Consider the following 11,428-nt stretch of genomic DNA (forward strand, 5'->3'; position numbering starts at 1 on the left):
CCTTCGAGCCAAACAATTCTATTGACTTATCTAACACAGAAGTATCACCATCCTTCTATAATAATTTATATTAAAATAAAATTGGTTTTAAAATTATTATACTATAAATTATTATAGCGTCAAGGACTTTTTCATAATAAAACAAGGGTAAGGAGTTATTCCTTAACCCTTGTTTTATTAATCATTTTTTCGCTCTGCTCCAGCGTTTTCTGCCATTCGGCAAACTCCTTTTGTCCCTGTTCACTGTCGTAAAACTTGCATATCTCAGGCACGAGGAATCGGGCAAAGGATTCAATAATTGACTGCGGTAATTCTACATCATATGGATTCTGTGGTTCCTTAGACTTTTCCATCGCCTACCCTCCCTCTGTGAAAGGGCAACTCCTTGTATCCTTGATTTCCCTCCAGCCATCCAACGCCTTTTGGCGTGGTGCAAAATATTCCTGTGTGGTCATTTCGTCATACTGGTTAATGCCGGTAAAATGCACAACCTTGTGAATACGGCGTATAAAGGCATTCCAGACCGCAGGGGTATCTAAACGCACGTTGGCATACTGATATTCCAACGGAATGTTGCTGATGATGTATGCTTTTGTATAGCACGCCACACGGTTTGCATAGCGGCAAGGCAGCATCAGCGGGTAGCCATCAAGAAAATTGTTCATATCCTGAATTTTCATACTGGATGAAAACTCATCAAATACAATTACATCTTCGCTCTGGTATTTATCAAAGCATCCATACTGATAGCCGGTGATTTGGCAAACATTTTCATAGCCGTATTTTTCCATGACATACCGTGTCTTGCCCAATCCGGTTGACCCGCTGATATAGGTAACTTCCAGCGTTCGGAACTTTGTGCGGTATTCTTCTGCAATCAGTTCTTGCCTAACTTGCTCCAAGGTGGAGCGGTAGTGCATTAAGTGGGTTTGCGAACGGATAATATCCATTGCGCTGTGACCGTCCTCAAGCATGGCTAACGCTATATCCCAATCGGTGCGCTGACCGGGGCTTTCTATCGGTAACTCTCCCCATTCTTCAAACGTGCCGGGAATACTGGTATCTGCCTTTTCATCATCCGTCCATTTCCCGCTCTTTTGAACATAAATACGATTCTCATCAGAAGTACCGCGAGCCGGGTCAATGTGAGCGGTTGGGAAACAGCCTTTGACGGTAGAAAAGCGAATTGGGCTGTTAGCGACAAAGAACACATGCGTATGCGGGGTCTGTTCCTGTAAGCCCCGTTCGTCAGCCATGCACCAGTATTTCAGCTGCATTTTCCCAAGTGCTTCACGGATTTTATCGTGTGTCCATTCAGCGCCGGGATTATTGATTGTAAGTAAGTATTTTCTGTGTCGTGTATCTTTTTTCAAAGGTTTTCACTTCCTTTGCGTGATTTTCGCAGTGGTGGTACAGAGGTGTCTGGGTAATACTAACCAGACACACGCGCTCGCCCGCCTTACGCTTCGCGCGGCGGGCGAGCGCGTGCGTTTCTTTGATTACCACCATGCAGCGCCTTGATGCGGTTGCTTTTCCTTCTGGTTCACGCCTTAACTACGGCGTTGTAATCGTTCTCGGCGCGGCTATCAAGAGTATCTATGAAATGCTCTTACCTGATTTCATGGAGCAAGTCAAAGGCCGTATATTTGAAAAGAGTGAAGGCGTTGCCTTACTTCAAGCTTCGCAACTGTATTTTATCAAGGTAGGAACGGTACAAAATTCAGAACGAATGCGACAGATATGCGTAAAGGCATTGTCTTAAGCGCACAGACAGGGAGCGCCCAAGCAGCAATATTTCGCTTACCTTGTTCATCACCACAGCCGCCGCTTTTTTATCCTCATTTACAAGCGACAAGACATTTGCCATGTATTCATCCCAAATTAGCGTAATGGGATGCTTGCTTTTGTCCTCTCCCGACTGACGGGCGTTTAAGCGGGCATACACGGCCTCTAACGCTTGCAGTGTACTCTTGTAAGAATAATATCGAGAACATCCGCGCAGATACGCAAAGTTGTCATCCCCTTTGTAGTCCGCGAAATGGTATTCCCCGCCCGATTCTGCCATAATAAGCTTTGCAAACAGGGCGTTTTCAAAATAAGATTTCCCCGAACCGGACATCCCGCAAATGAGAATATGGCTGTTAGCAGCTGGAGAAACATCAGTGATTATGGGGATTTTAGCCCCATAACCGTTCCATGCGTCCAAATCGTAACCGAGCGTCAGCAACTTTGGCGCGTCAGAATTCATCATCATGCAGCACATCCTCTCTGCGTACTTCGGCTCCGGGCGCGGCAGTAATGACAATGATATTGCGGTTTCGTCCATTTCTGCCGCCGTACTTGATAGGCTCTACAAAATGGACGTTAAGCGCATCCTGTATTTCCGTGCGGTGCGTTTCCCATGTTTCCGTACCAACACCAAGCGAATAGAACGCCATTACGCTGACCTGTGTATTTTTGATACGCCTGCATGAAATCAACGCCGGGGCATATCCGTAGCGGTTGGCAAGACCGATTTGCAGCAGACTGCTTTCAACCGCCTTTGCCCGGAACGGTGTTCCTAAAAGGAGCAGCAGCCCAACCAATAGCAACAGGAACAGTAGCGGGATGAAAGCGGCAATAATATAGTCCCAAACAGTAATCAGCAGTGGTATATCGCTATGAAAGGGTACTAACGTATCACGGGCACTCCAAAGGAAGATAAAAGCAGCACACAGCAGCAGAATTAAAATTCCTTTCCACGGCTTTGCAATTACTTCTTTTATTCCCGACCACAATCGCAGCCGCAGAATGGAACGATTACGCCGCCTATGAGCCAGAACTTTTGTCTGATGAACAATATTTTTTGATTTCATATTGTTTCCTCCACATCAAGCACCAGTTGCACCGCCGGGAGAAATTTCCCCAAGCGGTACAAGCTGTGCGGTTTAGAATTTACTTGCCAATAACTGTGATGGTCTCCGGCTTGCCCTTGCGGTTAAATGTAATGTCCAGCATATCTCCCGGCTTACAAGCGGGCAGTGCAAAGTTTTCACTTAGGAAAAGTTTATCTGTCATTTCGCCGACAACACTTTCTTCGGGAAAGCTGATGTACAACTGAACACCCTTTACCGTCGTTCCATCACCGCTCTGAAAATTCAGTTCGCGAGCGCCAATCAGTTTTGCTTTCATAAATGTATTCCTCCTAAATTGTTGATGATGTGTCCCTCATACGTTTGAACGCCAGAGCAACACAGAGTTAATCGTGACAACATGGCCATGTCGTAGCTTTATTGTAACGGAGCTACGTTCCGATAGCGAGAACCTATATGTCTAATTGAGGTCGTCATTTTCCGCGATTGGCACTATACGACCTTGTATAGTAAAATAAAAATACAAACTCTGGAAAGGAGATTAAATGAACAATAAAACGGGTGCTAGCAAGCGCAAAAAGGATATTGTACTTGGGCGTATTAAGGATTTAAGAGAGTGGGAAAAGCTAACACAAGCCGAATTTGCAGAAAGTATTGAAGTTTCACCCAATACAATCAGCCGTATTGAGCGTGAAGAAATGAGCCTTTCATCTGACATACATTGAAAATTGCGGATAGGCATGGAATTAGCCTTGACTGGCTTTTTGGGCGCGGTGAAGAAATGTTAAGCCCTGAACGTCAGGCAAGAGCAAAAGAGGCACTTAGCTGTATACAAGAACGAGAACTTGCTGAGAAAGAACCGTCAGGCGTGATTAAACTTTCTAAGCGCAACCATTATTCTGATGCAAAAAAATAATCGCCTATGAAAGCACAAGAGCCAACTGGAGCAAATCCAGTTGGCTCTTGTGCAAATGATATTAAACTGTTGGCTGTTTTCTTAACCCGTTTACTTCTCAACCAGTTTATCTAAGCTAACCCCTAACGCCACGGAGATTTTATAAAAGGTTTCTACCGAAAAGTTGTACCGTGTCTTTTCACTTTCAATCTGCCGTATAAAATCGTGGGAGAGATCAACCATTTCCGCAAGCTGAGCGGACGTCAGCTCTTTTTCATTGCGGTATTTTTTAATATTGCGTCGTATCGTGTTATAAATATCCTCATCAAACTGTAATTGCTCCACCTTTTTCATATTAGCCACCACCTAACAAAATTGTACCGAAAGGCGACGCGGAAGTATGTTAGGCATTGGCTCACAAATTTTTCTTGTGCTTCCTAAAAAGATATGATAAGATGATAATAGTTTACGAATCTGAACAAAGATTGGGGCGAATCAAATGAGGAAGAAATGGCTTTCTTGTGCTCTAGCTGTACTAATATGCTTGGGGACGGCTGTTCCAGCTTCGGCGCACGATATGAGCAAGATTGGAAAGGCGAATATTGTCAGCTCAGGAATTCATCATAGCGGATTAATAGATACCAATAACTCCCTGTGGATGTGGGGCGCTAACTATGAGGGGCAATTAGGCAACGGCGGCATTGGAAACGGTGAAGATGGCATTGGAAAATATCAAACCATCCCTGTCAAGGTGTTGGACAATGTAATGTCCGTCAGTAGCGGTGAAAATCATACTGCCGCTATCAAAACGGACGGTTCTCTATGGACGTGGGGTGGAAACTACGACGGACAGTTAGGTAACAATTCCACTAAAGATTCTTTAGTCCCTGTCAAAGTATTGGATAACGTAGCTGCTGTCAGTTGTGGCAATAACTATACTGCTGCTATCAAGACAGATGGTTCCCTGTGGATGTGGGGAAATAACAACTATGGACAGCTGGGCAAGGGTGTACCCGGAAATTCTGTAATTCCGGTAAAAGTGTTGGATAATGTAGCTGCTGTTAGTTGTGGTCGCTGGGGGCATACCGCCGCTATTAAGACCGACGGATCTCTTTGGATGTGGGGATACAACAAAAACGGGGAACTCGGTAACGGCGGAAAGGGCAATCAAGAAGCATATAGTTTAGATGGGCCTATTTCTGTGCAGGATGTTCCCGTCAAGGTAATGGATAACGTGACTGCTGTCAGTCTAGGTATGATGTACACTGCGGCGGTCAAGACTGATGGTTCTCTGTGGGCGTGGGGAGGTAACGAATACGGACAATTGGGTAACGGCTCCAGAAAAACCTCAACAGTCCCGGTAAAGGTGATGGATGACGTCGCTGCTGTTAGCTGTGGCAGTAGCTATACCGCAGCTATCAAGCGCGACGGCTCTCTATGGATGTGGGGAGATAATGGTCAAGGGGCATTGGGTAATGGTTACGTCGGAAATGAGAAGATAAATCAAGGCCGTGGGGACTTCCCTGTGCAAACTCTTCCTGCCAAATTAATGGATGGTGTGGCAGCCGTCAGCGGTGGCACGCTCCATACCATTATCGTTAAAACGGACGGTTCCGTATGGGCATGTGGACGCAGTGGTGAATTGGGGAACGGTAGCACAAGCAACAGTACAGATATATATGGATACGCTATGCAGACCACCCCGGTGAAAATTTCTACTCTGACAGCCAAGTTGAAATGAGTTTTTCCGCAATATAAAACTGAATTATTTAAAATCAGCAGGGCAGTTAAGGCAGTGGCTTTAACTGCCTTATTATATTATACAAAAATAGAGTTGAATAAACAACTCAATTATTGTATTATTAAATTATAAGAAAGGGGCGTTGACTATGCAAGAGGTAGCGCAGCGGTTAAAGAGTTTGCGGGAGAGTGTGAGCCTATCCCAAGCAAAGATAGCGGCACTTATGGGAGCGACGCAAGCCAGCATAAACAGATATGAAAACGGCCAGACTTCGCCGCCGCTAAAAGTTCTGCTTTGGTATGCCGATTTTTTTGATGTTTCTATGGATTATATATTCGCTCGAACAGAGCAGCCAGAGGGCAAGCTATACGAGCATAAACTCAAAGTGATTGAAGCTATCACGCAGGATAATAAGGAACTACGGCAGTTTGTGGATATGTGCTTTGACCCATCTTCACCAGTCAGTGAAAAGCTGCGTGAAGTTTTAACACAGATGTTGCAGGAGCAAAGCAAATAGGCGGGTACGTTTCCCCTTGCGTATGATATTCAAAAATTCCCGCCAGTCAAGGTTAAAATGAACTGATTTACAATCAGACCTTGACAGGAGGGAATTTTTGAATCTGCGGCAAATAAGGGGAACGCCCCCTGTGTGGCGGGTTTTGAAAAACCGCCCATGAAGTTACGAAAGGTAGTGCGCAAATGAACATTGTGATTTACGCCCGATATTCCAGTCACAATCAGACAGAACAATCTATTGAAGGGCAGCTTGACACCTGTTACCAATATGCCAAAAATAATGGGTACATTGTGGTGGGTGAATACATCGACCGCGCACAGAGCGGCACCACAGACAACAGAACCGAATTTCAACGCATGATTTCTGACAGCGACAAACACACTTTTGAAGCTGTCCTTGTTTACCAGCTTGACCGTTTCGCGCGTAACCGATATGACAGTGCAATCAATAAGCAAAGGCTGAAAAAGAACGGTGTACGAGTCATTTCCGCGCGGGAGAACATCAGCGACGATGCAAGCGGTATTCTTGTAGAAGGTGTGCTGGAAAGCATGGCGGAATATTACTCTGCCGAGCTGTCACAAAAAATCCGCCGAGGTATGAGCATTAATGCGGAAAAGCATTTGAGCAACGGTAGCAATCCCGGCCTTGGTTATGTGGTTGATGAAGAACGCCGGTTCCATATTGACTCGCAGACCGCGCCCATTGTCCGTGAAATTTTTGAAATGTATGCAAGCGGCAAAACTGTGACGGAAATCAATCGGTATCTAAATGAAAAGCAAATCAAAACTACCCACGGCAATCAATTTAATAAAAACAGCTTACATCGGCTTTTGAGGAATAAGCGGTATGTTGGTTATTACATTTACAAGGATACGGAAGTCCCGGACGCAATGCCCCGCATTCTTGATGATGAACTTTTTAACCGAGTGCAGCGAATTCTCGACCGCAATAAAAAAGCCCCCGCGAGGGCGAGAGCAAAAGAAGAATACATCTTGACAACTAAGTTGTTTTGCGGGTACTGCCGGGAAATGATGATTGGTTACAGCGGAACAAGTAAGACTGGAACTACATACCATTATTATATCTGCAAGAACAGCCGGAAAAAGCTGTGTAAAAAGAAAGTTGTCAACAAACAGGCTATCGAGGACAGAGTTGTTTCAGAGTGCCGAAAGCTACTGACCGACAGCAATATTATAAAAATTGCGGAAGCGGTGTCCACTGCTTGCAAAGCGGACTATGATAGTTCAGCTATTAAGCGAATAAAGGACGCGATACAGGAAGCAGACCGAGCGATTGAAAATCTCTGGAAAGCCTTGGAGCATGGACAGGCCATCGATATGATAACCGAACGCATCAACCAGCGAAAGCAGGAAAAAGAGGAATTGCAGGGGCAGCTTGCGATTGAAACTGGAAAACAGGTTATTTTCACTGCTCCACAGATTGAAGCATTTCTCTATTCACTGAAAAAGGGTAAAGTGGACGATGAAAACAACCGCAAAGGGATTATCAATATTTTTCTTCGAGCAGTTTATCTATGGGACGATAAAATAACGCTAATTCTGAACGGCGGGGACAAGCCAATCACGATTGACGATATTCTTCTTGATGAAATTGAAGTCGATAATGGAGCATTTGTTAGTTCGTCTATGATTGCAGACGCTCCACCAATGAAAAGAGGCACCCTTCATGGGGTGTCTCTTTTCATTGAAGGGGTGCCCATAGTAAACTCCGGCGCAGGCAGGAAGTAGCAGGATTTTTAAATTTGCAATAGAAAATAGGTAGGGACTCGCGGAACGCGGGCAGAAACCAGACCGCCCGACTCTCGTCATCTCCACCATGGTAATTAATAGCATATATTCCTTCATTTGGAATATATGCTATTTTTATGCAATGCTTAACTTTGTAATTTTGCATCAGCAACTTTTGCAGCGATCAATGTGAGCAAATCACAGGCTTGAACCCATGGACATTTTTCCCGCATTTTTACACTGGCGCTAACTATTTACCCCTGCGATGCTTACACGTCGTACTGATCCGAATGCTCCGTATATTGCACATCTCATTGATTAACCGTAAGTTATTGACAATATGATATGATTTGATTATAATTATATATGCAATATATTGCATATATAGGAGACGTTCTTATGAATTATGAAAAAGATCTTTATTTAATGCAACAGATTTATGCTACTATATTCGCATTGGCTAACAAAATTCAAGCAAAAGGCGATCAGTCACTACAAATTCTGACCGCAAGGCAAATGATGGCGATGCTTGCTATTATACATTTGCCTGGTGAGAAGGCAACTTATAATAATATTGCAAAAAAACTTGGGACTACAAGGCAGAGCGTAAAGCAACTAATAGCACTTATGGCGAAGAAAGGTTTTGTTGTAACGATACCTTCTGAGCAGGATAAACGTGCGTCTAATGTGCAAATAACTGAATTAGGTAAAAAGGCCATTATAATTTGTGACGGACGATCATTAGAACTTATGACTGATGTTTTTTCGCAATTCACTACTCAAGATATGGAGATTCTGTGGAAACTTTTAAAAAAGCTGTACAGCTATGATGGGGTTGAACAGGATGGATTTCAAGAAAATATGAATTACGAAAGTGAAGAATTTTTTCAGAATCCCAACTGCAGGCAAACAAAAAATTTGAAATTAGTAGAGCAAAAATTAGAAAGGGAAGCGGAATCATTTGAAAAACAAATCCAATAGATTAATTTATTTTGAGGAATATGCACATATCAACACAATCGACCAGTACCTATTTCATGCTGGTACAAAGTATGATAATCCAGTGATGCTTTTTTTGCATGGTGGGCCCGGTTTTGCAGAATCAACGCTTTCCTATATTTTTCAAGAAAAGTGGGAAAAAATTTTTACTGTTATTCATTGGGATCAGCGCGGTGCCGGGAAAACACTTACGAAAAATCCAGATCAATACCCTACGATCGATTTATTACTTGAGGATTTATTGGAAATAATTCAATACCTAAAAGGAAAATATCATAAGCAAAAAATCATTCTATTCGGACATTCATGGGGAACTATTTTAGGAAGCATATTTATAAAAAAGCATCCAGAAGAAATATCCTATTATATCGGAACAGGACAAGTTATAAATATGTTTGAAAATGAGCATGTCGGTTACGAAAAAGTGAAAGAATTAGCATCGCGGGCCAATGATAAAAAATCTCTACAAAAACTTGAAGCTTTGGGAGATTATCCAGGTGATAACCATGGTATTGCCTTTAAGAATAAATCGGCGAAACTACGTGCTGTTCAAGGTAAATATAATTTAGCTGCTACAGGAAATACTTCTGCGATACTAGCTTTAATTAAAAGTCCGATTTTTAAGTTATCAGATATTACTGCTTTGATAAAAATGGATAAACCTAATCAAGAAGTAATTGAATTTTGGAGTAGATTTGATCTAAGATCAGAATCGGCAGAATATAAAATGCCAATCTATTATGTTTTAGGTGAAAATGATTGGCAAACCCCTCATGTTATTTCTGAAGAGTATTTCAAAACAATTGAAGCGCCGCGTAAAAAAATATATTTAATTCCTGACGCTGGACATATGACAATGGTTGACCAGCCTGACTTGTTCATTGATACCTTGGTAGACATTCGTAATAGAGAAAGCAGAAGGTCGTGATTCAACTAACGTGCGCCCCTTGTAGTTTTCAATACGCAAATCGATTTAGATGTAGAACCAGCATACCGTTTACGAGATAGATGTCTTCGGATTTAGGGCAGTTATCTTCACCAAGGTCAGCAGGCTAAAATAGATACAGAATGGTATTTCTTTTAGCTTGCTTTTCTGTTATACTAAAAAATATATTTCAACTTCAAATTGTTTATAATGCAGGAGAGGTTTCATATGTTGGAGAAAGTGAATATAAAAAAAGCCGTCGATGCTATTGAGAATCTATATGTTTATAATAAGGTAGGGCGCTTAAATGATCATGTATTAAGCGTTGTTAAGGTTGAAAACCGTACTTTGGATTTTCATGTTCATGAAGATTCAGATGAACTTTTTTACGTGATTGAGGGGAGTTTTCATCTTGAAACCGAAGAAGGACTTATTAAGCTTAATGAAAACGAATTGATTATTGTTCCAAAAGGAAAGCTGCATAGACCTGTTGTAAAAGAGCTGACTAAATTTTTGATGATCGAGCTTGACGGTACTTTGAACAAAGAAAATAGTGGGGATGCATATGAAGATTAACTTCCACTAATGAGCATAATGAGAACGAAATGTCTGTATCTATTTTGACTTGGTGACACAATGAAAAGAGGCACCCTTCACCGGCTGCCTCTTTTCATTGTGGGGTGCCCACAGCAAACTCCTGCGCAGGCAGGAAGCAGCATTCTCAATGACTGTCAGTCCCTGTATAATTCTAGAACAAAAATAAAAATATAGTATCTAGTGCTTTACGCACCTTTCGTTTTACTTGCCTTCTTTTTTGTCGGCTCATTCTTTGTTCTATCCTCATTCTGCTTCTCAATGCTGGCTTTCAGTGCATCCATAAGATCGATAACTTTTCCGGTCTGTTCCTCGGAACTGGCAGCGACAACGTCTTTTCCGGCGATTTTTGCTTCAATCAGCTCTTTGAGCCTTCCCTGGTATTCATCCTTATACTGAGACGGATCAAAAGGCGTATCCATTGTGTCAATCAGAGCCTGAGCCATTTTTGATTCCTGTTCGTTTGGCTGTGGAATATCGTAAGACTTCTGCAGATCCTTAATGTCATCCTGATAAAACATGGTTGAAATCAACACCCCGTTTTCACGCGGGATGATCGCCATCAAAGTGTCTTTTGTTCCCATAACGGTCTTGCCTATTGCAATCTTCTGCTCCTTCATCAGAGCGGACCTCAGAAGTTCAAAAGCTTTTTCTCCGCCCTTATCCGGAATCACCTGATACGTCTTATCGTAATAAACCGGCGAAATCTGGTTTAATTGCGCAAAATGCAGGATCTGGATCGATTTTTCCTTTTCAGTTTTGATTTTTTCTATTTCTTCATCCGATACAACGACATACTGGTCCTTGTCATACTCATAGCCTTTGATAATATCTTCACTTTTCAGTTCTTTTCCGCAATGAGCACAGGTCTTTTTATACCGTACACGGCTCTGGTCTTCTTTATGCAGCTGATTAAAATGAATATCGTTATCCTGAGTGGCTGTGTACATAGCCACAGGAATCGCCACAAGTCCAAATGAAATAACGGAATGATGTGCTACTGGCATAAAAATATCACCTCCGGATTTAGTATAACCAAAAGTAACGGCAAATAATTGAAATTCGGCTCGTGTGATTTCTCAATAGGATAAATATTGGGGAACCGGCGGATAATAACGGAAAGCGCAGGTTCCGGACTGATGGAACTGCTTGTCAAA

At 42.5% G+C, this 11,428-nt stretch carries 15 protein-coding genes; 7 read left to right on the forward strand and 8 right to left on the reverse strand.

Annotated elements, in window-relative coordinates; translation table 11 throughout:
- Window positions 1–155: 155 nt before the first annotated feature.
- The 6 genes from LY85_RS18550 to LY85_RS18575 form a co-directional block, all read right to left on the reverse strand.
- Window positions 156–353 carry a hypothetical protein gene (locus LY85_RS18550; protein ID WP_141827835.1) on the reverse strand — a complete coding sequence of 66 codons (198 nt, stop codon included), beginning with the start codon at window positions 351–353 and terminating at the stop codon, window positions 156–158.
- A gap of 3 nt (window positions 354–356) precedes the next feature.
- Complete coding sequence (locus tag LY85_RS18555) at window positions 357–1,373, reverse strand: hypothetical protein (RefSeq protein ID WP_141827836.1); 1,017 nt, start codon at window positions 1,371–1,373, stop codon at window positions 357–359.
- The gene (locus tag LY85_RS19420; RefSeq protein ID WP_185741288.1) at window positions 1,327–1,509 is read right to left on the reverse strand and encodes a hypothetical protein; all 183 of its coding nucleotides are present in this window, start codon (window positions 1,507–1,509) and stop codon (window positions 1,327–1,329) included. The genes LY85_RS18555 and LY85_RS19420 overlap by 47 nt, the downstream gene beginning before the upstream one ends.
- A gap of 211 nt (window positions 1,510–1,720) precedes the next feature.
- Window positions 1,721–2,254 carry a DUF87 domain-containing protein gene (locus LY85_RS18565; RefSeq protein ID WP_243122618.1) on the reverse strand — a complete coding sequence of 178 codons (534 nt, stop codon included), beginning with the start codon at window positions 2,252–2,254 and terminating at the stop codon, window positions 1,721–1,723.
- The gene (locus LY85_RS18570) at window positions 2,238–2,855 is read right to left on the reverse strand and encodes a hypothetical protein (RefSeq protein WP_141827837.1); all 618 of its coding nucleotides are present in this window, start codon (window positions 2,853–2,855) and stop codon (window positions 2,238–2,240) included. Before LY85_RS18570 ends, LY85_RS18565 begins: the two co-directional genes overlap by 17 nt.
- Window positions 2,856–2,934: 79 nt before the next feature.
- Window positions 2,935–3,171: a hypothetical protein gene (locus LY85_RS18575; protein WP_141827838.1), complete on the reverse strand. Its 237-nt coding sequence runs from the start codon at window positions 3,169–3,171 to the stop codon at window positions 2,935–2,937.
- Window positions 3,172–3,397: 226 nt separating this feature from the next.
- Here LY85_RS18575 and LY85_RS18580 point away from each other — a divergent pair, with 226 nt between their 5' ends.
- Window positions 3,398–3,577 (forward strand): helix-turn-helix transcriptional regulator, encoded by a 180-nt coding sequence (locus tag LY85_RS18580; RefSeq protein WP_141827839.1) that lies wholly within the window; start codon window positions 3,398–3,400, stop codon window positions 3,575–3,577.
- A 281-nt stretch (window positions 3,578–3,858) separates the two neighbouring features.
- Here the strand turns inward: LY85_RS18580 and LY85_RS18585 are convergent, their stop codons facing one another.
- Entirely contained in the window at window positions 3,859–4,101 is a 243-nt protein-coding gene (locus LY85_RS18585) for a helix-turn-helix transcriptional regulator (RefSeq protein ID WP_141827840.1), read from the reverse strand.
- A gap of 223 nt (window positions 4,102–4,324) precedes the next feature.
- Here LY85_RS18585 and LY85_RS18590 point away from each other — a divergent pair, with 223 nt between their 5' ends.
- The 6 genes from LY85_RS18590 to LY85_RS18615 all read left to right on the forward strand — a co-directional run bounded on the left by LY85_RS18590 (window position 4,325) and on the right by LY85_RS18615 (window position 10,253).
- A complete protein-coding gene (locus LY85_RS18590; RefSeq protein ID WP_185741289.1) occupies window positions 4,325–5,488 on the forward strand; it encodes a hypothetical protein in 1,164 nt (387 codons plus the stop codon).
- A 148-nt stretch (window positions 5,489–5,636) separates the two neighbouring features.
- Window positions 5,637–6,005, forward strand: a complete 369-nt coding sequence (locus LY85_RS18595) for a helix-turn-helix transcriptional regulator (protein ID WP_141827842.1) — start codon at window positions 5,637–5,639, stop codon at window positions 6,003–6,005.
- Between the two features lie 182 nt (window positions 6,006–6,187).
- On the forward strand, window positions 6,188–7,753 hold the full coding sequence (locus tag LY85_RS18600) for a recombinase family protein (protein ID WP_141827843.1): 1,566 nt from the start codon (window positions 6,188–6,190) through the stop codon (window positions 7,751–7,753).
- Window positions 7,754–8,152: 399 nt separating this feature from the next.
- Complete coding sequence (locus LY85_RS18605) at window positions 8,153–8,734, forward strand: MarR family transcriptional regulator (RefSeq protein ID WP_141827844.1); 582 nt, start codon at window positions 8,153–8,155, stop codon at window positions 8,732–8,734.
- Window positions 8,715–9,680, forward strand: coding sequence for an alpha/beta hydrolase (locus tag LY85_RS18610; protein ID WP_141827845.1), 966 nt, complete (start codon window positions 8,715–8,717; stop codon window positions 9,678–9,680). Before LY85_RS18605 ends, LY85_RS18610 begins: the two co-directional genes overlap by 20 nt.
- A 225-nt stretch (window positions 9,681–9,905) precedes the next feature.
- Complete coding sequence (locus tag LY85_RS18615) at window positions 9,906–10,253, forward strand: cupin domain-containing protein (RefSeq protein ID WP_185741290.1); 348 nt, start codon at window positions 9,906–9,908, stop codon at window positions 10,251–10,253.
- A gap of 206 nt (window positions 10,254–10,459) precedes the next feature.
- Here LY85_RS18615 and LY85_RS18620 read toward each other — a convergent pair whose 3' ends face one another.
- The gene (locus tag LY85_RS18620; protein ID WP_141827846.1) at window positions 10,460–11,278 is read right to left on the reverse strand and encodes a Ku protein; all 819 of its coding nucleotides are present in this window, start codon (window positions 11,276–11,278) and stop codon (window positions 10,460–10,462) included.
- Window positions 11,279–11,428: the final 150 nt, after the last annotated feature.

Origin of the sequence: Clostridium sp. KNHs216, from assembly GCF_006714885.1 — a bacterium.
Classification (GTDB): domain Bacteria; phylum Bacillota; class Clostridia; order Oscillospirales; family Acutalibacteraceae; genus Caproiciproducens.

Coding starts and splice junctions, on each gene's coding strand:
- LY85_RS18550 (WP_141827835.1), bottom strand. CDS start 353: ATGGAAAAGTCTAAGGAACCACAGAATCCATATGATGTAGAATTACCG.
- LY85_RS19420 (WP_185741288.1), bottom strand. CDS start 1,509: ATGGTGGTAATCAAAGAAACGCACGCGCTCGCCCGCCGCGCGAAGCGT.
- LY85_RS18565 (WP_243122618.1), bottom strand. CDS start 2,254: ATGATGATGAATTCTGACGCGCCAAAGTTGCTGACGCTCGGTTACGAT.
- LY85_RS18570 (WP_141827837.1), bottom strand. CDS start 2,855: ATGAAATCAAAAAATATTGTTCATCAGACAAAAGTTCTGGCTCATAGG.
- LY85_RS18575 (WP_141827838.1), bottom strand. CDS start 3,171: ATGAAAGCAAAACTGATTGGCGCTCGCGAACTGAATTTTCAGAGCGGT.
- LY85_RS18580 (WP_141827839.1), top strand. CDS start 3,398: ATGAACAATAAAACGGGTGCTAGCAAGCGCAAAAAGGATATTGTACTT.
- LY85_RS18585 (WP_141827840.1), bottom strand. CDS start 4,101: ATGAAAAAGGTGGAGCAATTACAGTTTGATGAGGATATTTATAACACG.
- LY85_RS18590 (WP_185741289.1), top strand. CDS start 4,325: ATGAGCAAGATTGGAAAGGCGAATATTGTCAGCTCAGGAATTCATCAT.
- LY85_RS18595 (WP_141827842.1), top strand. CDS start 5,637: ATGCAAGAGGTAGCGCAGCGGTTAAAGAGTTTGCGGGAGAGTGTGAGC.
- LY85_RS18600 (WP_141827843.1), top strand. CDS start 6,188: ATGAACATTGTGATTTACGCCCGATATTCCAGTCACAATCAGACAGAA.
- LY85_RS18605 (WP_141827844.1), top strand. CDS start 8,153: ATGAATTATGAAAAAGATCTTTATTTAATGCAACAGATTTATGCTACT.
- LY85_RS18615 (WP_185741290.1), top strand. CDS start 9,906: ATGTTGGAGAAAGTGAATATAAAAAAAGCCGTCGATGCTATTGAGAAT.
- LY85_RS18620 (WP_141827846.1), bottom strand. CDS start 11,278: ATGCCAGTAGCACATCATTCCGTTATTTCATTTGGACTTGTGGCGATT.